The organism is Bacillus marinisedimentorum (assembly GCF_001644195.2).
Taxonomy (GTDB): Bacteria; Bacillota; Bacilli; order Bacillales; family Bacillaceae_O; genus Bacillus_BL; species Bacillus_BL marinisedimentorum.
Genome location: NZ_LWBL02000053.1, coordinates 13,935 through 32,102, shown reverse-complemented (window position 1 = coordinate 32,102; position 18,168 = coordinate 13,935). Strand labels below are relative to the sequence as shown.

Below are 18,168 nucleotides of genomic sequence, written 5' to 3'. Positions count from 1 at the left end.
CACCGGGGGTCAGGCACCTTTTTTGCCCGCTTTTCCGGCATCTGGTAAATTAAAGTGACAACCGTTGAGAGAGGGATGTTCCATGAAACAAATACATAGCGATATTCTGCAATTCAGGGGGACGCATTACGATTTCGGAGTCTGGCAGGGGGAGCTGCTGCGGGATTCCCTTACGGTCAAGAATCGGGCGAAGCAATGGAAGGTGAGAAAGCCGCGTTTCACGGTTGCAGAAAAAGAAGTGAAGGAGGCCATTACCCGCTTTGCACCAGGAGTGTGGGAGGAGATGCTGGGCCTTCGCGATGCGCTCGATTGGCCGATGGATCGGGTGATGATGGAGTTTGGAGGCTACCGGACTGATTATGTGCGGTCAGGTTGTTCAATTGTGACCGGTGACAACTTCCTGGTCCGCAATTATGATTACCAGCCGAAAACATATGAAGGCCGGTACGTCTTCTTCCAGCCTGAGGGTCAGGGCTATGCGATTGCAGGACCTACGCAGCGGATCACCGGCAGGATGGATGGGATGAATGAGAAGGGATTGGTGCTCGGTTACAATTTCATGCACCGGAAAAGTCCCGGAGACGGGTTCATTTGCTGCATGATCGGCCGGCTTGTGCTTGAAAGCTGCGCAAATGTGGAAGAAGCAGCCGGGATGCTGAAAGAGATTCCACATCGCCATTCATTCAGTTATATTGTTCATGATAAAAGCGGGAAGACGTTTGTCGTTGAAGCTTCGCCGCGCGGCGTTGAGGTAAGGGAATCACGGATGTGCACGAACCATTTCGAAATCATGACACATGAAAACCGCCATCATCTTACCGATTCACATGAACGCATTCAGGCTATTGAAGAGGGGAATACGGATAAAGCTTATGATGCGTTCCGGGTGCTGAACGACACGGATAAAGGCGTCTTTTCGAAGAAATACAAAAGCTGGTCCGGAACGATCCATACATCCGCATATCTGCCGGGTGAGATGAAAACCTGGTTTGCGCTTGGCGGTGACCAGGAACCGGCTGTGTTTGATTTCAGGGAATGGCTCAAAGGGAATGAAATTGAGAGGCAGCACGTGAAAGGCGAAGTTGATACGGATATGCCGTTTGTGCATATGGATGAAAGTGCGCATTTCAGCAAAGGCTGAAAGTGCTGATAGATGGCTGGCCCCCTGCGCGCAAAACGTGCCGGAGGCCAGCCGATTTTCTTCACGTCAAGAAAGCAAATCCAAAATACAATGCGGCCGCAGCCCCCGCTGCCATCAATGCCGGTTTCAGCTTGAAGCGTGCATATTTTACAGCGTTCAAGTCCAGGATGCCGGCGGTTGTGTTGGTGTCATCACTCAACGGTGAGGCAAAGGCGCCGAATGTTCCGCTTGCAAAGACTGCACCGATGACGATCGGCAATGAACCTCCGGTTGCAGCGGCAATGGAGACGCCGACCGGCATTAAGATTCCCCACGTTCCCCAGGCCGAGCCGATGAAGTAGGAAAGTGCACAGCCGGCGAGGAAGATGGCGGCAGCCACAAAGCTCGGCGGAATCCATTCAAACGAGCCCGAAACGGTATCGGCAAAACCGAGTGCATCCGACCCTTTGCTCAGCCCCCAGACCATTGCCAGCAGCAGGATGATGCCCATGATTTCATTGCCGCCGTAAATCAAGCTGTTCATTATCCTGCTTATCGGCTGCCCAACCGTTTTAAGCCAGACAGCAAGCCCTATGAGAGTGGCGGCAACAGCAAGAACCATCGCATCAAGAACATTGGCATCAATTAGCGCCTGGAATCCTTCAGCGTTTTCCTTACGGCCAAGCACGTACATTAAAAGGAAAGTCAGAAAAATGACACTGAAAAGCGGGATGATGAGCGTCCACGGTTTTGAAGGGAGGTCTTTTGCGACCGCCGGATGACAGCCCTCCCATTCGTCATTTCCGTTTTTGGGCAGCCCGGTTTCATTTTCTGCATCAACAGCTGGTTTTTTGCTGTGGTGGAAAAAGCTTAAATAAAAACCGAGCAGCAGCATGGCAATAGCAAAAAAATTGAATGGGATGCTGCTGAGGAAAAGCATGTAAGGGTCGCCTTCCACACCCGCCTGATGCAGGGAAAGCTCAATGACCGATGTCATATAGCCGACAAACGCTGTTGCTATCGGAATCAGCACGACAAGCGGTGACGCGGTCGTTTCAATGACGAAACCGAGCTCCTGTTTTGTCATCGGAAGTTTTCTGCGCATCGCTTTCATGACCGGCGCGATTGTGACGATCCGGAAGCTCGGAGCGGCAAACGTGCCGAGAGCCGACAGCCAGGTAAGCAGGAAAGCACCGCGCTTGCCGCTGATTTTTTTCGTCGCCGCTTCGACGAACCCTTTGATGCCGCCGGCTGTTTTGATGAGGCCGATCAAGGCTGAAAAAGCATAGAGGAAGATGATGATTTTTAAATTGTTTTCGTCCTGCAGGCCTTCGATAATGAACCCAAGGGCCGTAGTCAGACCGCCGAGCCATTCCGGTTCGGCGAGATAACCTGCGACAATGACCGAAAAAAGCAGGCTCGGGATCACTTGTTTTGTCCAGATGGCTGCAAGCACGACAGCCGCAAATGGTATGATCGGGTACCAGTCCATATGTATGCCTCGCTTCGTATGATTTCCTGGTTTTAGCTTGCGGCAACTGAGCGGGAACTATACTGCGGGAAACACTGAACTGAGCAGCGCCCATTGAAACTTTAAATGAAGGGTAACACGTTATATACTTATAAAAAGCTTAAAGCCAGCGGGGTGATGCATATGATCGTCGATTATCAAAGCTTGAAAACCATTTACGAAAACAATCTAACGGTCCGGCACATCGCGGAAGACCTCGATGTCCGTGACATCGAGGAAGATGCTGTGAAGGTGAAGGAGCTTCTGGAAACGCGCGGATTTGACTCAATCGGCATTAGACAGGGAAGCCGGCTGATTGGATATGTGGAAGTGGAGGAACTTGCAGAAGGCGCATGCCGCCATTTTATGAAAAGCTTCCATTCGACAGAGCTCATTACGAACAGCACACCGCTTATTGAGATTTTTGAGCTCCTGCAGGAAAAGCGGCGGCTGTTTGTGTTAACGAAAAATGAAGTATCCGGCATCGTGACATTCGCCGATTTGCAAAAGCCGCCGATCCGGATGCTGCTTTTCGGCATCATCTCTCTCCTTGAAATGCACATGCTTGAACTGATCCGGAAATTTCATCCGAATGGCGGCTGGAAGGGGCTTATTACAGAAAAACGCCTCCGGGATGCAGAAAAACTATATGCGCAGCAAAAAGAACGGAATGAGGAGATGGACCTCCTGGATAACCTGCAATTGAGCGATAAACGGGAAATCCTGCTCGATACACAGGAGATAATCGAGCAGCTGCAGCTGCAATCGAAAACGCAAGGGGAAAAATTGTTCAAACAGATTGAGAAGCTGCGGAATAATCTTGCCCATGCCCGGGATATCACGAACGGGACGAGCTGGTCAGAAGTGATTCCGCTGGTGAAGCAGGTGGAAGGATTGATCCGCAAAAGTGAAAAAATTGTTTTATAAGTAACATGGTTGACATCTTTTTGTAATCCTGGGTTCGTTTTCAATAAAAGGTTATGTATGTTATACTCTGTTTAACGATCAGGGGTCCTATCACCTTCCCCGGGAAGGAGGCGGCATGATGCCAAACAGTCACACAACATTGATGTTAAGGACCATGAGCCAATATCCGAAGAGCAGCATTTCACTTAAGTTTTCCGACTCCAACAACGTTCACGTTATGAATGTAAGTTATGAACGAAGATTATTTCTTATAACATATACAGACAGCCGGAAAGAAGAAACATATGGTGATGTTGAATCGACTATTTTCGCAATTAACAATGAAGTGAACAAGTAATTTGATAAGTAACTCCAAAGCCTCTAGTTTAGAGGCTTTTTTCTTTTTGTCCGGTCCAGGCTCTGGAGGGTATTATGCTTTACTCGCTGTATAATTAAGTATCAATTGGCAGCAAGGAAGCGTTTCGGCTCAGCGGCCAAGTTTAAGAATATGGCTGTGTTAAAGCTCAATGTTGATTTTTTACACTAGTTGATTGGAGTGGAAGGTGCGAGACTCCTACCATGAAAATAAAGCTCTAAAATATGAAAAAATGGCAATACTAAAGAAGACGCAGCTCATTTGTTTTTTTGAGGAGAACGCCAAATTCTGAGATCTTGAAGTTGGAGAGTAACTTAAGACACTTCAGGTTGAGCAATTGTCACTGTGTAACCTAAGCTCTCTAATCTTCGTAGTGAATGCCTGACAACGGATTGTTGTCTTTGTTTATCAAAGTAATCTTCTCCTAAATCAACATACATTTCTTTTCGTGTTAAGAGGTAATAGGAGATCCGTAATATTGCATGAGCTACAACGATTCCTGCGCGCTTCTTACCTTTGCGGGAAGCAGTTCGCCGGTAAAGTGCGCCAAGATAGTTTTTGGATCCTCGAACAGAATGAGCTGCTTCAATCAGTGCTGACTTAAGATATTTGTTTCCATTCATCGTCTTAGAAGACTTGCGTTTTCCAGCACTTTGGTTATTTCCAGGGACTAATCCCGCCCATGAACACATTTGAGGCGCAGTTGGAAATTGCTCCTTTATATTTGTGCCAAGTTCCGCAAGCATATGTTCTGCCATTTTTCTCCCGATGCCAGGAATGGAATCTAACCGATCTATATCTTCTTGAGAGTCTTCCATCCTTTTCGCTATCTCTTTGTCCAATTGATCAACTTGATCCGATAAGAAGTCAATATGATCTAGAATTGTCTTTATCATGAATCGTTGGTGTTCGTGAATATATCCTTGAAGCGCGAGTTTCAATTCATCTTTTTTCTTCTTCATTACTCCCCTTGCAAAGTTTGATAACTCTTCAAGATTTTCATTTCCCTCAGCTATGGACCGAAGCATATCATGAGCGGAAACCCCCATAATGTCAGAAACAACAGAGCCAAGCTTGATATTAGCCCCTTCTAACACTTTTTGGATGCGGTTCTGTTGTCTCGCACCCTCTTCAATAACGCTGCGTCGATAACGAACAAGTTCACGTAATTCCCGCTGGGCCCGATCAGGAATGAAACTGGCTTTAAGCAAACCGTGGCGAAGTAATTTGGCAATCCATTCGGCATCTTTCACATCGGTTTTACGCCCGGGAACAGCCTTAATGTGTTGAGCATTCACAACTAAAAACTCAATATCTTCTGCTTCCAATAAATTGACAATGGGTTTCCAATAAACACTTGTACTTTCCATTGCCACATGGGTACACTTACGTCTCTTGATCCAATCTACCAATTCAATTAGGTAGATGGTTTTGGTTGAAAACGTTTCAATCTCCTTTCCTTTTGGTGTAATGGCACATGCAGTAATGGAGTCCTTGTGGACATCTAAACCACATGCATTCTCAATGAGTACATCCATTGAAAACATCCTTTCTACGGCAAATCAAATTAGAGGCTGGCGCAACAACCAGAATAGGGTTAATCTACCATGAGTGCTTCCCGTAAAGGGAGCAACAGTCCGTGATGCACCGTGGTCGAAGGAGTCAGACTGCGGGGAGGGCTCTTACACACCAAGGAGTCTCGACCTTCCTCATCCAGCCGTAAAATCAGTATAGCCACACAAAAACCATTTTCATTCTCTGTGGTGTAGAGCTGATTTTGCGATACATGGATGACTGCGGGGAGGCTCACCGCCCGCCCCGCGGCAAAGAAGACACTGTGAGTGCGACCGGAGGGAAGCAGGAACAGATGTCGCACTTGTGCCCTTGGGTGAAAGCGAGTACCTGCAACGGAAATCAACACTAGCGTTAACAGAGCCAAGAATATAGATAAGGGAAACTGTGCCTCTGTGTTCGCCTAAAAGGATTGCCCCTCGGCGACTTTTCTATTTATTTTTTTCGGAAAGACCGGGGGTTCCTCTTTTCTTAACATCGACGTGGTCAGAAGAATAAATTGTCACACTGACCATGCCGTGCCTTACGTTTGTTCGAATCAGCAGGGGCTGGCTGTATGTATTTTTGAAGGTGAAATCCGGCCCGTACCAGCTGACGGCGGCGTCCCGGCCCGGAGGTACATACGGAACCTGTTTGCTGTGTGAATAGCGTTCCACAATTTTCACCCCGGCGATGTCGGCGGCATTGTAAATCGTGGAAGAAAGCTGGCAAATTCCGCCGCCAATCCCCTCGGTCACCTCACCCTTTACAATTACAGGTGCCGGCAAATATCCTTTTTCTGTGGTCCTTTTGCCGACAACGCGGTTGAACGAAAAGGTTTCGCCCGGAAACACGACATGGTTGTCAAGTGCTTCAGCAGCGAGCTGGATGTTATGGGACCGTTCTTCGTTCCGAGTATTGAAATAGGTCACATACTGGCCAATCTGCTTTGTCCGTATGTTCGCAAGCAGTTCACTGTCGACCCGCGGATGGAGTGTAAGCCGCGGGGCTTCTATCACAGCAGGCTTGCTGTCAAGAAGATACGTGTAAAAGAGCTCCAGGAATTTCTGCCCATTCAGTTGATAGCCGGCTTCTTCCGGGACGATTTCACCAGTATCATTCAGCTTTGCATCAATAGGATCTTTCTTGACTTCCTGTTTCAGATGCTCGGTCAGCTGCAGTGTTTTATCCTGGTCAATGAGCGGTTTCCCAGCCAGTTCATCGAAGAAATCGCCGCGGCGGATGTTCAGGATTTCCTCGCCATCATGCCTGATTGATAAATGATCGCCGGCTCCTGCCGGCTGGATAATAAGCAGTATGATTGCGAACAGGGCAAGTCTCATGCTTCCACCTCCTGATGGTAGTATGGACGGAGAGGAATGCCTTCATGTATTCCATTTAGGTGAATTAAGGGGCGATTTAAGCTGCCTTTTCCCACCTTATAGGAAAGTATAAATTTTGTTTTTCAAGTAAGATTAGTGTCTATCTCCAGGCGCCAGCGGATATCGCCAAAAGCGGTGATTCCCCTCGGAAGGGAAAACCACTTTCCTGTAGGAATCCCCGCTAATGCCTTTACGTTCCCGAAAAGGCCTTCGGAGGAGCAAAAAGGGAACGAATCGAGCTATGCGTTCCCGAAAAGGCCTTCAGAGGAGCAAAAAGGGAACGAATCGAGCCTATGCGTTCCCGAAAAGTGCTTCGGATCACCAAAAAGGGAACGAATCGAGCCCATGCGCTCCCGAAAAGGCCTTCGGTGCACGCCGCTAAGCAGGCGTCTTGCGTTTTTTTTGATAGATCTGAACAGAATTAATTATGATCAGGTAACGGCATATCGGAGGAAATCGGATTTTATTGAATTTCACTGGATTACGGGAATATTTGTCGTGGTACACCTAGTAATGTCTGATGTTTTAATGTGTACCGATGAAATATGAATGGGTTTACTAGTGACTATGTCAGGAGGGTTGCAATTGACCGGAAAAAGAAATGATCGGATGAAACGCGAAGATGTCCCGAAGGAACAGACTTGGGATCTGACCCATCTATTTGGAACTAGAGAGGACTGGGAACGGGAGCTGAAAGCGGTACGTGAATTCATTCCGGAAGTGACAAAGTATAAAGGGAAGCTCGGCGAAAGCGCGGAGAATCTGTTAGGCTGTCTGGAGACGAAAGAAAAGCTGCAGCAGCGATTCGATCTTGTCTCGATGTATGCCAATTTACGGCAGGCTGTTGATAATACTGATGCTGAACGGCAGAAGGATGCGGCCAGGGCTGCTGAAATTCAGGCAGAAATTAATTCGGCTGCCGCATTTGTGGAAACGGAAATCATTGCGCTTCCGCAGGATACTGTGCAGCAGTTCAGGAAAGAAGAAGAGGGGCTGCAATCGTTTGAAAAGTATTTGACTGACTTACAGGATAAAAAGCCGTATGGACTTGGACAGGAAACGGAGGAAACACTGGCTGCGCTCGGTTCACTTTTCAATTCCCCTTATACTGTATACAATCGCGGCAAGTTGTCGGACATGCAATTTGATCCGTTTCAAGATGAGGAAGGGAACGAAATTCCGCTTTCATTCGGGATGTATATGGGGAAGTACAGTTCTTCCCCGTCAACCGCTGTCCGCCGCAATGCCTATGAAGCGTTCAACAGGTCCCTTCAGCAGTATAAAAATACCTTTGCGGCAACCTACCAGACGCAGGTGAATCATGAAGTGACGACAGCCCGGCTCCGTAACTATGAATCGGCGGAAGCCATGCTGCTTCACGGACAGCAGGTAACGAAGGAGATGTATGAGAATCAGCTCGACGTCATCCAGGAAGAGCTGGCACCGCATATGAGGCGTTATGCCAACTTGAAGAAACGGGTGCTCGGCCTGGATAAGATGACGATGGCAGATATTAAAGCTCCGCTCGACCCTGAATTCAAAATTGAAACAACGTATGAGGAAGCGTCTGAAACGGTTCAAGAAGCGCTCGATATTATGGGGCCGGAATACAGCGGCATGATCAAAAAGGCGATTGCAGAACGCTGGGTCGATTATGCGGATAACGTCGGGAAGTCAACCGGAGCCTCCTGTTCAAGCCCGTACAGTTCACATCCGTATGTGCTGATGACCTGGCCTGATACGATGAGGGGCGCATTCACACTTGCCCATGAACTGGGCCATGCCGGCCACTTTTACTATGCAGAAAAGCATCAGCGCATGACCAGCGCCAGGCCGTCGCGATACTTTACCGAAGCTCCTTCTACAATGAATGAAATGCTGCTCGGGAATCATTTGTTATCGAATTCAAATGATGACCGGACAAGGCGCTGGGTCATTCTTCAGCTGCTCGGCACCTATTATCACAACTTTGTTACCCACTTGCTTGAAGGGGAATTCCAGCGGCGTGTATACAGGCTGGCGGAAGAAGGCGAGCCGCTGACAGCAAATGTGCTTTCGGAGCAAACAGCGGAAGCGCTCCGCAATTTCTGGGGTGACGCTGTTGAAATTGACGAGGGTGCGAGCCTGACATGGATGCATCAGCCTCACTACTATATGGGCCTCTATCCTTACACGTATTCAGCGGGCCTGACAGTGTCAACGCTTGTTTCCAAACGGATATTGGAAGAAGGCAAGCCTGCTGTAGAGCAATGGATCGAAGTGCTGAAGGCAGGCGGCACAATGAAGCCGCTTGACTTGATAAAAAAAACCGGTGTAGATATGTCAAATCCTGAACCGATACGGAAAGCGGTTGCCTATGTCGGCGAGTTGATTGCTGAGCTGGAAAAAAGTTATGAATAAGTAAGAAGACGGACGGCTGTGATCACAGCCGTCCGTTTTGATTGCTGGATTTTATTATTGCATTAATGGCTTTCGTCTTCTTCTGCAGTACCGCTATCTGCTTCTGCGGAGCCATTTGTATCTTCTTCAGCAGTTCCATTGTTGTCTTCGGTCTTTGTACCTTCCTCTGTATTTGTTTCTCCTTCAGTACCTGCATCCCCTTCGGTCTCTGTTCCTCCGCCGTTATTTGTGCCCTCATCCGTGTTTGAATCTTCCTCTTCTTCTTTAATGATTATATCCTGGTCAGAGTCAGGTTCTTCTTCCGTACAGCCTGTCAGTGCTAAGCCTGCTGCAAAGAGCAGGACAATCACTGATTCTTTCAGGCTTGCCATCATGAAAAAACACTCCTTCATGATGTGGAATAAATTGGATTATAGTGAATGTATACCTCTTATGGAGTATCACAAACGTGTATCGTTTATTTCGAAGAGGTTGGTTTTGCGTTGTATATGACGGCCAGATGATAAAATTTTCCTGAAGTAAACAGGGTTATATATCTTTGTTAAGAGGTTTGAAAGGAGGTTGACCGCTTTTCAGAGAAGTAAACAAACGGAAAGAATCAAAGGAGGCAAACCGATGATCACCATTGCTGATATTAAAAATGCCAGAGCCAACATAGCTGATGTTGTACATAGAACGCCGATACTAACGTCTGAGCAGTTATCTGCTATGTGCGGCAATGAATTATATTTGAAAAGCGAGCACCTGCAAAAGACCGGCTCTTTCAAAATACGGGGTGCAACAAATAAAGTGAAGCAGGCAGCAAAAGAAGGCGCCACCCTTGTGACAGCGGCTTCTTCGGGCAACCACGGCCAGGCTGTTGCCTATATCGCAAACAAACTCGGGGTGCCGGCGAAGATCGTGGTGCCGTCCGATGCCAGTGAATGCAAGCTTAATGCCATTGCCGCTTATAACGCTGACATTGAAACATGCGGCACCACTTCGGCAGAACGGATTCCGAGGGCAAAAGAAGCGGCTGAAGAACAGAACGGCATTTTCATACCGCCATACGATGATCCGCTTATTATGGCCGGCCAGGGAACGGCGGGGCTGGAGCTGATCGAGCAGGTCAGCGATTTGGATGCTGTCGTTGTGCCGGTAGGAGGGGGTGGGCTCATTTCAGGAATTTTGACCGCAATAAAGGAGACAAATCCGCGGATCGAAGTGTATGGTGTTGAGCCGGAAACTGCCAATGATACGTATTTGTCGCTGCAGTCTGGCGAGATTACGCACATTCCGGCAACGAACACGATAGCGGATGGATTGCGCACCTCTCAGCCCGGTGACCTGACGTTCCCGGTTTTGATGAAGTACCTTGATGACCTCGTCCTGGTCAGTGAAGACGAAATCCGCCGGGCGTTTACCTTTGTACTTGAGCGGATGAAGCAGATGATCGAACCGTCAAGCGCTGTGACGATTGCCGCTTTGATGAAAAGAAGGCTGCCCCTTGAAGGGAAAAAGGCCGCGGCGGTCATATCAGGGGGGAATGTAGATGTTGCGGGGATTAAAGAATTGATTTTACAGGATTGACAACGGCCGTAAAAAGAATGGAGCGCAGGACAGGCGCCGGAAGAGTGAGGTGCCTGTTTTCTATAATGGCGGTATTCCATCACGTAATTGTAAGAATTCAAGCAAGGTTCCGGTGGAGGTAAATGATAAAATAGTAGATCTGAACGTAAAGCATTAGGAAGCGGATACGCCTCGAAAATGCTGAGCATTTCTTCGTGCGGCGAGAATTCGTGGAGCATATTCACTGTCCTGTTGTCGAGCGGAAATCCCGCTGGCATGAATGCCGGGGAGCCCAGTGGATAAGAGGAACCGGTGCTTAGATTTCCGCGTCCTGCAGAAAACGCAGAGGCATGGACACCTGGTGCGAAAATCAACAGCGCTGTTTAACAGAACAAAACTTATATGAGAAAGGGATGGCATATGAATAAAACGGAATCGGTGGCACGTAAAATAATGGGCTGGACACTAAATCGGTGGGACCGCTGGTATGATCCGGAAAAGGGTGTTTTCATACCGGTTTCTGATTTTCTGCCTGAAGAAAACCTTGACCATGCGATGTTAATCGTAGGTAGGCTGGAGAAGTTCGGGTTCACCTATATAAATAAAGAGAGTGGAGAGGTTTGTTTCAACGGGTTTTGTGACAAGGGGGAAACGAGGGCGCAGGCAATTACGAATGCAGCCAGTTTAATCGCCTCAGAAGGAGCGGCACTCGCAGACGAATGGATGTAATTAGCAGGGGGAAGTTCCGGAAAGCCCGCTCAGTCTTTTGGAGATCAATTGTTTAGCAGGAACAGCAGTTAACACACTAGCTTTTCATCAATTTCTTTAATTTTTCATAGTAAAAGAATGTAAGCCACATGAAAAACAGATAAGCGGCAAAGGTCCAAAAGAGGTTCCAGTTGTTGCCGTAATGGATTCTTTCAAAATGGACGGCAATCCCTTCTAAAGCAGTGATCACTATGGCAAACAAGAACAGCCAGTACCAATGCCCTTTCTTTTTTGATGAAGTTATTGTATGGATGAGCAGCACCCCTGTGATTGGATAAATACCGATTTTAAAAGGGAAGGCCGGGAGCATTTCGTGCGGAGGCATGTATGGTTCTACGATATACCAGCCTGCGTGGAAAAATAGAAAATCAAAGACGAACGCGCACATCGAGACGAACGGGAATACGGCCAGGAAAACCGGCAAGTCTTTTTTTATGAGATAAATTGCCGTTATCCACGGCAAAGCAAATCCAAGCGTAATGTTCACCAACATTATGATCACATCCGGTTTTACAAAATTATTCCACGAAAACTATTTCTGAGTCTGAAATTTCTTTTCCTTCATAAGTAAACAACGCATGATTATTGCTGTTGAGCGACACTGTGATCTCATGCCGGCCGGATTGGAGTTCACCCAGGTTATAATAATTGCCGTACAGGCGGTTTATCTTTTTACCGTCAACGTATATGTGTGCGTGTCCCTCCTGGAAGCTGGCTTCATCAGTGCCTGCTTTTTCTGGCTGGAATGCAAAATGTTTCGTTTCAGTTTTCAGAAGCCATGAGCCTGACGGATCCTGTGAGACGGATATTGAGACCGACGGGATGTTTTGGGCGGCTTTCGGGATGTCGAGTTTGCCGTGTGACATCGCATCAGCGCTATTCATATGGGCGGCCCGGTTTTGACCGGTAATGTAAAGAAAGAAGGCTAAAAAAATGAGTGTGAATGACAGGAGGCTGTTCAGCTTTTTTATCATGTGCACTCCCCGTCCTTACGCCTGTTTATTTTGTTTCGGCTTGATTTTCAACCCGATGAGGACCAGTTTCAGTCCGATCAGCAGAAATGCGATATCATATACGAGGGGATACTCGGCGAGCGGCCTCACTCTGTGAACCTGCAGGATATGATGGTCGATGATGCCTTCTACGAGATTGAAGGTGCCGGCGCCGATCAGGATCCCGGACAGGAAGAGGCGAAAACTGCTGCCAAGTTCATTCTTGCGGGCATGTTTGAATATATTGATGCCGCCCCATACGAGTAGTGCAGAGAATGCTGCGGTGAACAGGCCGTCCGTTAATATTTCAAATTCGATATCCGGACTATCGATCATATGATGCCATTGGATGAGCTGGTGAAACAGAATCCCATCAATCGCACCGGCTTTGCCGAGCCCCAATATGATTGCTGCTGTAAATAAGTTTCTGTCTGCTTTAACCATCTTTACTCCTCCCGATTTCCGTTCCCATTCCTCCATCCATTAGTGCCCAATCGTAACAAAGAATATACACGAAAAGAAAAACTGCACCGGCGAGAGTGTCCGATGCAGTTTGCCATGACAAGTGATAGGTACCCCTAAGGCTTTAAAACAACTTTTATGCAGCTGTCTTCTCGGTCATGGAATAGCTGATATCCTTTTTGAGCATCCTTTAGGGGCAATCTGTGGGTTATGATATCCGTTGGATCGATTTTCCCTTCTTTGATCATATTATTTAGCTCGGGCATATAGTGGATGACAGGAGCCTGGCCCATTGTAAGCGTGATATTACGCGAGAAAAACTGGCCAAGCGGGAAACCATTATAAACGAGCCCATATACGCCGGTTAACTGAACACGGCCAAATTTGCGCACCGCTTTAGATGCCATTTCAATCGCGCTGAGTGTGCCGCCCTGCAGCATGAGGGTGGTTTCCACTTTTTCGATTGTGGACTTTTTGCCGTCCATGCCGACAGCATCGATGACAACGTCAGCTCCGCCTTTTGTTTCTTCTCTCAGCAGCTCGCCAATTCCATCAACCTTTTCAAAGTTATAGGTTTCCACACTGTTTGTTCTTTTGGCGTGATCTAGGCGGTAATCAAGCATGTCGACAGCAATAACCCGTTCAGCGCCTTTCATCCAGGCGAATTTCTGCGTTAAAAGCCCAACCGGCCCGGAACCGAGGACGATGACGGTGTCCCCTTCTTTGACACCGCTGTTTTCCACACTCCAGTAGGCTGTCGGGATGATATCAGATAAAAACAACAATTGATCGTCTTCAAGCTCTGCATCTTCCGGAACAACAAAAGAAGAGAAGTCTGCAAAAGGAACGCGTAAATATTCAGCCTGGCCGCCCGGGTAATTGCCGAACTTTTTCGTGTAGCCAAAATAAGCGCCCGTATCATCGTGCGGATTCGAGTTATCACACTGGCTCTCCATGTTGTTGCTGCAATAAAAGCAGTGGCCGCATGACACATTAAACGGAATGACGACCCTGTCGCCTTTCTTCACTTTGGTCACAGCCGTCCCGACTTCCTCAACAATTCCCATCGGTTCATGTCCGATGATGTAGTCATCCGCGATTTTCATCGTTTTCTTATAAAGATGCAAATCTGATCCGCATATGGCCGTGCTTGTCATTCTTACAATCATATCATCGTCTTTCAAAATCTTCATCTGCATATAAAGTTGTGAAATACCGTCTGGACTGCTATCGTAAAAACAGAAGAAAAAGATTATTCGACAGGTGCCTGTCACTATGTAGGAGCTGAAAAATATGGTCAGATTCGGAATTGTCGGGACGAATTGGATTACAGAAGCGTTTCTTGAAGGGGGTCGTGCGGTTTCGGGATTTGAGCTTGCGGCCGTGTATTCACGTTCCGGGGAGCGGGCGAGAGACTTTGCTGAAAAGCATGGAGCGGCTCATACATTTACGGACATCGCGGAGATGGCGGAAAGCGAGCTGATTGATGCGGTATATATTGCCAGCCCGAATTCGTTTCATGCGGAGCAGTCGATTTTGTTTATGGAAAACGGAAAGCATGTGCTCTGTGAAAAACCGCTTGCTTCCAATACTGCTGAAGTTGAAGCGATGTTTGAGGCAGCCCGCGGCCAAGGGGTTGTGCTGATGGAAGCGATGAAGACGACCTTTTTGCCCGGGTTCAAAACGATTCAGGAGCATCTCCATAAAATCGGGAAACCGCGCCGTTATTTCGCAAGTTTTTGCAAGTACTCATCCCGTTATGATGCATACAGGCGCGGAGAAGTGCTGAATGCTTTTAATCCGGAGTTTTCAAACGGGGCGCTGATGGACCTTGGCATCTATTGCCTGTATCCACTCGTGGTTCTATACGGGGAGCCTGAAGATGTGATGGCGAATGGGGTGCTGCTCGAATCGGGTGTTGATGGAGAAGGCAGCCTGCTGCTTCATTATGGGGATATGGATGCGGTGATCATGCACTCGAAAATTGCGGATTCGAATCTTCCGTGTGAAATCCAGGGAGAGGAAGGAAGCATGGTCATTGATAAAATATCCGAACCGGAAAGGGTGGAAATCCGTTACCGTGCCGGAAGCAAGGAAGTCTTCGATGCCAAAATGGAACGCCCGTCAATGAGCTATGAGGTGGAGGCTTTTTTGGACTTATTAGGGAACAGGGAAACGGAATCACAGATGAACTCATACAGGCATTCTGCGGTTACTGCCGCCATTATGGAAAAAGCGCGGAAGCAATTTGGCCTGTTGTATCCTGCAGACCGGAAATAACAATGGAAGAATCTGTATGATACCGGCCGACCTGACAAGGAAGGGAGGCGCAGCCTGTATCGTCATTTTTTCAGCCGGGTTTTCAGAAAACGGAGAATCAGCTGATCGAGTTCCTGGCTTGCTGACAGCGTGACAACATGCCGGACACCGTACTTCTGCGCAAGGCTGGTCATTTCTGCCCTCTTTTTTTCAATTTCCTTCTCCAGGCGGTTTGATTTCATTTTTCCACACATCCAGTTAAATGTTCTCTTTTATATAAATTTGTGCCTTTATATATAGATTGATCTTAAATATTGATAATAACTCTACAAGTATAAACTTTATTAAGGAAAATGGGTGTTTATCCCGAGAAAAACATTGCGTCAAATAGACGCACATGTTTTGAGGCACAGTATAATAAGTCTTCACAAATTTGCGGTATCATGGAATAAAGGTATGTGACAACTTTTTAATAACAACATTTCAGGTGTGAGGATTATGAAAAGGGATTGGCTCATCAAGTTAAGAAAACACATCGGGCTGACACAGGAACAGGTGGCATCCAAATCTTTCATCAACAGGGGATTCTATGCCCAAATTGAAAACGGCCAGCGCGACCCGAGTGTGACCGTCGCAAAAAATATTGCTGCAGTGCTCGGATTCAACCCTACCATGTTCTTCAGTGATTATTTCAGTGAGCCTTTTCAATTTGCTCTTGAAGGCTCACATGTTACAGTCGCTTACAGTGACCCGGATTACCGGTATACATGGGTTTTAAATCCATTTGCAACGCTTCGCGTAGAAGATATGCTCGGCAAGTATCCGGATGAACTGCACATAACAGGTTCTGAAAACCTTACAGCCATCATGAAAGAAGCGGCAGCCGCGCCGGCGCCGGTAAGGCAAACGGTGCAGCTTGGGTTTGGGGAAAAGATGAAATCGTTTGATGTATACGCAAGGTGCCGTCTTGATGAAAATAGGGAAGTTATGGGTATCGTCACGATAATCAGCGAACTCGCTGAATCGGAAGTGGACAGTTCTGATCCGCCTGTAGATTTACAAGTTAATTAATCAGGGAAAAATGCATCTGTCTTCAGATGCATTTTTTCGTTCCGTAGCGGTATTTACTTGCCGATAAAGGAATCATGCTTGCGAATGAAGAAATAAAAAGTGATTCGAACCGCCTCGGAAGGAAGGGTTGAAAAAATGAAGAAACAAGCAGCGGCTGTTGTATATGATTCTGCGTACGGAAATACGGAGGCTGTCGCCAGGCGGATTGCAATGGTTTTAGGAACCCGTTTTGATACTGAGGTACTGCTGGCGGGCACTTTTAAAACTGGAAATCTCTCCAACTTTGATTTTCTGGTTATCGGCTGCCCCACCCAGAGACACAGGCCCTCTCCAGCCATGGAGAAGCTTGTGGAGGAATTGAGTACGTTAAGCTTGAAGTCCCGGCAAACGGCTGTTTTTGATACCCGATATGATGTGCCCAGATGGAAATCCGGTTCGGCTGCATTCAGGCTTTCAAGACGTGTAAAGAGGTTTGACCTCCAGCCGGTTGTTGAACCGAAAAGCTTTTTCGTAGCCGGAAGGCAGGGACCGCTCAAACCGTCCCAATTGAAGGAAGCCGAAGAATGGACAAAGGTGATCCTGTCAAAACTCTTATATTAACTGATTATATTTTGTGAAAGGCATGATCTCATGAAGGTCCTCGAAACACAACGCATGCGGTTAAGGACAATGGAAGAAGATGATGCGGCATACTTATTGGAAATTTTTTCGGATCCTGCCGCGATGAAATATTATCCGTCAACAAAGGACAGGCACGATACACTTGAATGGATCAAGTGGACACAGGATAATTACCGGAAGTTCGGCATGGGGATGTGGGTTGCCGAAATGAAAGAAACCGGGCAATTCGCAGGCCAGTGCGGGCTGGTCCCGCAGAAGATAGCCGATAGCGTTGAGCTTGAGCTTGGCTATCTGTTCGCTCGGAAACACTGGGGTAAAGGCCTTGCAACGGAAGCGGCCCTGGCATGTAAAAATTACGGTTTTCAACAACTCGGCCTGGAGCGGATCATCTCTTTAATTGACCCTGAAAATCTTTCTTCGGTAAAAGTGGCGGAGAGGGCAGGCCTGAGTTTTGAAAAAGAAATTGTAAAATGGGGAAAGCTGCTTTGTTTGTACAGTGTTCATCATACATAGAAGGCACTTATTGCTTATAAAATAGGGGGAGATAAGCGTGAAAAGATGCTGGGATGTAAAGGATCCGTTATATCAGAAATATCATGATGAGGAATGGGGAAAACCGGTTCATGATGACAGAAAATTGTTTGAAATGCTGATACTGGAAGGGGCACAGGCGGGCTTGAGCTGGTCGACCATTTTAAAGAAGCGCGAGAATTATTTGCAGGCATTTGATCATTTTGTGCCAGAGATTGTTGCTGGATATGGAGAGGAAAAAGTGATGGAGCTCCTGGATGATCCGGGAATTGTCCGCAATAAAATGAAAATCAATGCAGCAATCTCAAATGCGAAAGCGTTTCTGAAAGTACAGGAAGAGTATGGAACGTTCAATGAATACATCTGGCAATTTACCGGCGGTGAAACTCTTATGAATGAATGGACAAGTGTGAAGGAAGTACCGGTCACAACACCGGAAAGCGCTGCGATAAGCAAGGATTTGAAAAAAAGGGGCTTCAAGTTTGTTGGATCGACAATCTGCTATTCGTATATGCAAGCGGCAGGTATGGTGAACGACCATCTGATCGATTGTGATTTCCGCGAGGCAGTCACCAGTTGAGGCAATAGTAATACATATACCAAAGGCCCCGGGCTGCGCTGGGAGGTAACCGGTTCGGTTGAAAAAGAGAAAACACAAAATGATATACGAT

At 47.3% G+C, this 18,168-nt stretch carries 20 protein-coding genes; 11 read left to right on the top strand and 9 right to left on the bottom strand.

The window, feature by feature from the left end; translation table 11 throughout:
* The first annotated feature begins 82 nt into the window (after positions 1–82).
* Positions 83–1,141 carry a C45 family autoproteolytic acyltransferase/hydrolase gene (locus tag A4U59_RS16160; protein ID WP_070121406.1) on the top strand — a complete coding sequence of 353 codons (1,059 nt, stop codon included), beginning with the start codon at positions 83–85 and terminating at the stop codon, positions 1,139–1,141.
* A gap of 61 nt (positions 1,142–1,202) precedes the next feature.
* Here the strand turns inward: A4U59_RS16160 and A4U59_RS16155 are convergent, their stop codons facing one another.
* The gene (locus A4U59_RS16155; protein WP_070121405.1) at positions 1,203–2,612 is read right to left on the bottom strand and encodes a Na+/H+ antiporter NhaC family protein; all 1,410 of its coding nucleotides are present in this window, start codon (positions 2,610–2,612) and stop codon (positions 1,203–1,205) included.
* 153 nt (positions 2,613–2,765) lie between these two features.
* On the opposite strand from A4U59_RS16155, the gene A4U59_RS16150 reads away from it, so the two are divergent.
* The gene (locus tag A4U59_RS16150) at positions 2,766–3,557 is read left to right on the top strand and encodes a hypothetical protein (RefSeq protein ID WP_211274956.1); all 792 of its coding nucleotides are present in this window, start codon (positions 2,766–2,768) and stop codon (positions 3,555–3,557) included.
* A 142-nt stretch (positions 3,558–3,699) separates the two neighbouring features.
* Positions 3,700–3,894 (top strand): hypothetical protein, encoded by a 195-nt coding sequence (locus A4U59_RS16145; protein WP_211274955.1) that lies wholly within the window; start codon positions 3,700–3,702, stop codon positions 3,892–3,894.
* A 332-nt stretch (positions 3,895–4,226) separates the two neighbouring features.
* On the opposite strand, the gene A4U59_RS16140 is transcribed toward A4U59_RS16145, so the two are convergent.
* On the bottom strand, positions 4,227–5,450 hold the full coding sequence (locus A4U59_RS16140; protein WP_070121403.1) for an IS110 family RNA-guided transposase: 1,224 nt from the start codon (positions 5,448–5,450) through the stop codon (positions 4,227–4,229).
* Between the two features lie 465 nt (positions 5,451–5,915).
* Positions 5,916–6,806: a VanW family protein gene (locus A4U59_RS16135; RefSeq protein WP_070121402.1), complete on the bottom strand. Its 891-nt coding sequence runs from the start codon at positions 6,804–6,806 to the stop codon at positions 5,916–5,918.
* Positions 6,807–7,454: 648 nt separating this feature from the next.
* On the opposite strand from A4U59_RS16135, the gene pepF reads away from it, so the two are divergent.
* Entirely contained in the window at positions 7,455–9,245 is a 1,791-nt protein-coding gene (pepF, locus tag A4U59_RS16130; protein WP_425388919.1) for an oligoendopeptidase F, read from the top strand.
* 62 nt (positions 9,246–9,307) lie between these two features.
* Here pepF and A4U59_RS16125 read toward each other — a convergent pair whose 3' ends face one another.
* Positions 9,308–9,619 (bottom strand): hypothetical protein, encoded by a 312-nt coding sequence (locus A4U59_RS16125; protein WP_070121400.1) that lies wholly within the window; start codon positions 9,617–9,619, stop codon positions 9,308–9,310.
* Positions 9,620–9,860: 241 nt separating this feature from the next.
* Here A4U59_RS16125 and A4U59_RS16120 point away from each other — a divergent pair, with 241 nt between their 5' ends.
* Positions 9,861–10,814 (top strand): threonine ammonia-lyase, encoded by a 954-nt coding sequence (locus tag A4U59_RS16120; RefSeq protein WP_070121399.1) that lies wholly within the window; start codon positions 9,861–9,863, stop codon positions 10,812–10,814.
* Between the two features lie 381 nt (positions 10,815–11,195).
* Positions 11,196–11,522: a BC1872 family protein gene (locus A4U59_RS16115; RefSeq protein WP_245680575.1), complete on the top strand. Its 327-nt coding sequence runs from the start codon at positions 11,196–11,198 to the stop codon at positions 11,520–11,522.
* 76 nt (positions 11,523–11,598) lie between these two features.
* Here the strand turns inward: A4U59_RS16115 and A4U59_RS16110 are convergent, their stop codons facing one another.
* The 4 genes from A4U59_RS16110 to A4U59_RS16095 form a co-directional block, all read right to left on the bottom strand.
* Positions 11,599–12,054, bottom strand: coding sequence for a CBO0543 family protein (locus A4U59_RS16110; RefSeq protein WP_070121397.1), 456 nt, complete (start codon positions 12,052–12,054; stop codon positions 11,599–11,601).
* A 25-nt stretch (positions 12,055–12,079) separates the two neighbouring features.
* Positions 12,080–12,535 carry a hypothetical protein gene (locus tag A4U59_RS16105; RefSeq protein WP_083270898.1) on the bottom strand — a complete coding sequence of 152 codons (456 nt, stop codon included), beginning with the start codon at positions 12,533–12,535 and terminating at the stop codon, positions 12,080–12,082.
* A 15-nt stretch (positions 12,536–12,550) separates the two neighbouring features.
* On the bottom strand, positions 12,551–12,997 hold the full coding sequence (locus A4U59_RS16100; RefSeq protein ID WP_070121396.1) for a DUF2243 domain-containing protein: 447 nt from the start codon (positions 12,995–12,997) through the stop codon (positions 12,551–12,553).
* Positions 12,998–13,131: 134 nt separating this feature from the next.
* Complete coding sequence (locus A4U59_RS16095; RefSeq protein ID WP_425388918.1) at positions 13,132–14,208, bottom strand: zinc-dependent alcohol dehydrogenase; 1,077 nt, start codon at positions 14,206–14,208, stop codon at positions 13,132–13,134.
* A 100-nt stretch (positions 14,209–14,308) separates the two neighbouring features.
* On the opposite strand from A4U59_RS16095, the gene A4U59_RS16090 reads away from it, so the two are divergent.
* Positions 14,309–15,295, top strand: a complete 987-nt coding sequence (locus A4U59_RS16090; RefSeq protein WP_070121394.1) for a Gfo/Idh/MocA family protein — start codon at positions 14,309–14,311, stop codon at positions 15,293–15,295.
* A 62-nt stretch (positions 15,296–15,357) separates the two neighbouring features.
* Here the strand turns inward: A4U59_RS16090 and A4U59_RS20980 are convergent, their stop codons facing one another.
* The gene (locus A4U59_RS20980) at positions 15,358–15,516 is read right to left on the bottom strand and encodes an aspartyl-phosphate phosphatase Spo0E family protein (protein WP_106406358.1); all 159 of its coding nucleotides are present in this window, start codon (positions 15,514–15,516) and stop codon (positions 15,358–15,360) included.
* 256 nt (positions 15,517–15,772) lie between these two features.
* Here A4U59_RS20980 and A4U59_RS16085 point away from each other — a divergent pair, with 256 nt between their 5' ends.
* From A4U59_RS16085 to A4U59_RS16070, 4 genes are all read left to right on the top strand, one after another.
* Positions 15,773–16,345, top strand: coding sequence for a helix-turn-helix domain-containing protein (locus A4U59_RS16085; protein WP_070121393.1), 573 nt, complete (start codon positions 15,773–15,775; stop codon positions 16,343–16,345).
* A 135-nt stretch (positions 16,346–16,480) separates the two neighbouring features.
* The gene (locus A4U59_RS16080) at positions 16,481–16,945 is read left to right on the top strand and encodes a flavodoxin family protein (RefSeq protein WP_070121392.1); all 465 of its coding nucleotides are present in this window, start codon (positions 16,481–16,483) and stop codon (positions 16,943–16,945) included.
* Between the two features lie 54 nt (positions 16,946–16,999).
* Positions 17,000–17,479: a GNAT family N-acetyltransferase gene (locus A4U59_RS16075; RefSeq protein ID WP_425388917.1), complete on the top strand. Its 480-nt coding sequence runs from the start codon at positions 17,000–17,002 to the stop codon at positions 17,477–17,479.
* A 37-nt stretch (positions 17,480–17,516) separates the two neighbouring features.
* A complete protein-coding gene (locus A4U59_RS16070) occupies positions 17,517–18,077 on the top strand; it encodes a DNA-3-methyladenine glycosylase I (protein ID WP_211274954.1) in 561 nt (186 codons plus the stop codon).
* Positions 18,078–18,168: the final 91 nt, after the last annotated feature.

Bases quoted from the DNA above. Each gene is read 5' to 3' on its own strand.
- A4U59_RS16160 (WP_070121406.1), top strand. From the start codon at position 83: ATGAAACAAATACATAGCGATATTCTGCAATTCAGGGGGACGCATTAC.
- A4U59_RS16155 (WP_070121405.1), bottom strand. From the start codon at position 2,612: ATGGACTGGTACCCGATCATACCATTTGCGGCTGTCGTGCTTGCAGCC.
- A4U59_RS16145 (WP_211274955.1), top strand. From the start codon at position 3,700: ATGTTAAGGACCATGAGCCAATATCCGAAGAGCAGCATTTCACTTAAG.
- A4U59_RS16140 (WP_070121403.1), bottom strand. From the start codon at position 5,450: ATGGATGTACTCATTGAGAATGCATGTGGTTTAGATGTCCACAAGGAC.
- A4U59_RS16135 (WP_070121402.1), bottom strand. From the start codon at position 6,806: ATGAGACTTGCCCTGTTCGCAATCATACTGCTTATTATCCAGCCGGCA.
- pepF (WP_425388919.1), top strand. From the start codon at position 7,455: ATGAAACGCGAAGATGTCCCGAAGGAACAGACTTGGGATCTGACCCAT.
- A4U59_RS16125 (WP_070121400.1), bottom strand. From the start codon at position 9,619: ATGATGGCAAGCCTGAAAGAATCAGTGATTGTCCTGCTCTTTGCAGCA.
- A4U59_RS16120 (WP_070121399.1), top strand. From the start codon at position 9,861: ATGATCACCATTGCTGATATTAAAAATGCCAGAGCCAACATAGCTGAT.
- A4U59_RS16115 (WP_245680575.1), top strand. From the start codon at position 11,196: ATGAGAAAGGGATGGCATATGAATAAAACGGAATCGGTGGCACGTAAA.
- A4U59_RS16110 (WP_070121397.1), bottom strand. From the start codon at position 12,054: ATGTTGGTGAACATTACGCTTGGATTTGCTTTGCCGTGGATAACGGCA.
- A4U59_RS16105 (WP_083270898.1), bottom strand. From the start codon at position 12,535: ATGATAAAAAAGCTGAACAGCCTCCTGTCATTCACACTCATTTTTTTA.
- A4U59_RS16100 (WP_070121396.1), bottom strand. From the start codon at position 12,997: ATGGTTAAAGCAGACAGAAACTTATTTACAGCAGCAATCATATTGGGG.
- A4U59_RS16095 (WP_425388918.1), bottom strand. From the start codon at position 14,208: ATGAAGATTTTGAAAGACGATGATATGATTGTAAGAATGACAAGCACG.
- A4U59_RS16090 (WP_070121394.1), top strand. From the start codon at position 14,309: ATGGTCAGATTCGGAATTGTCGGGACGAATTGGATTACAGAAGCGTTT.
- A4U59_RS20980 (WP_106406358.1), bottom strand. From the start codon at position 15,516: ATGAAATCAAACCGCCTGGAGAAGGAAATTGAAAAAAAGAGGGCAGAA.
- A4U59_RS16085 (WP_070121393.1), top strand. From the start codon at position 15,773: ATGAAAAGGGATTGGCTCATCAAGTTAAGAAAACACATCGGGCTGACA.
- A4U59_RS16080 (WP_070121392.1), top strand. From the start codon at position 16,481: ATGAAGAAACAAGCAGCGGCTGTTGTATATGATTCTGCGTACGGAAAT.
- A4U59_RS16075 (WP_425388917.1), top strand. From the start codon at position 17,000: ATGCGGTTAAGGACAATGGAAGAAGATGATGCGGCATACTTATTGGAA.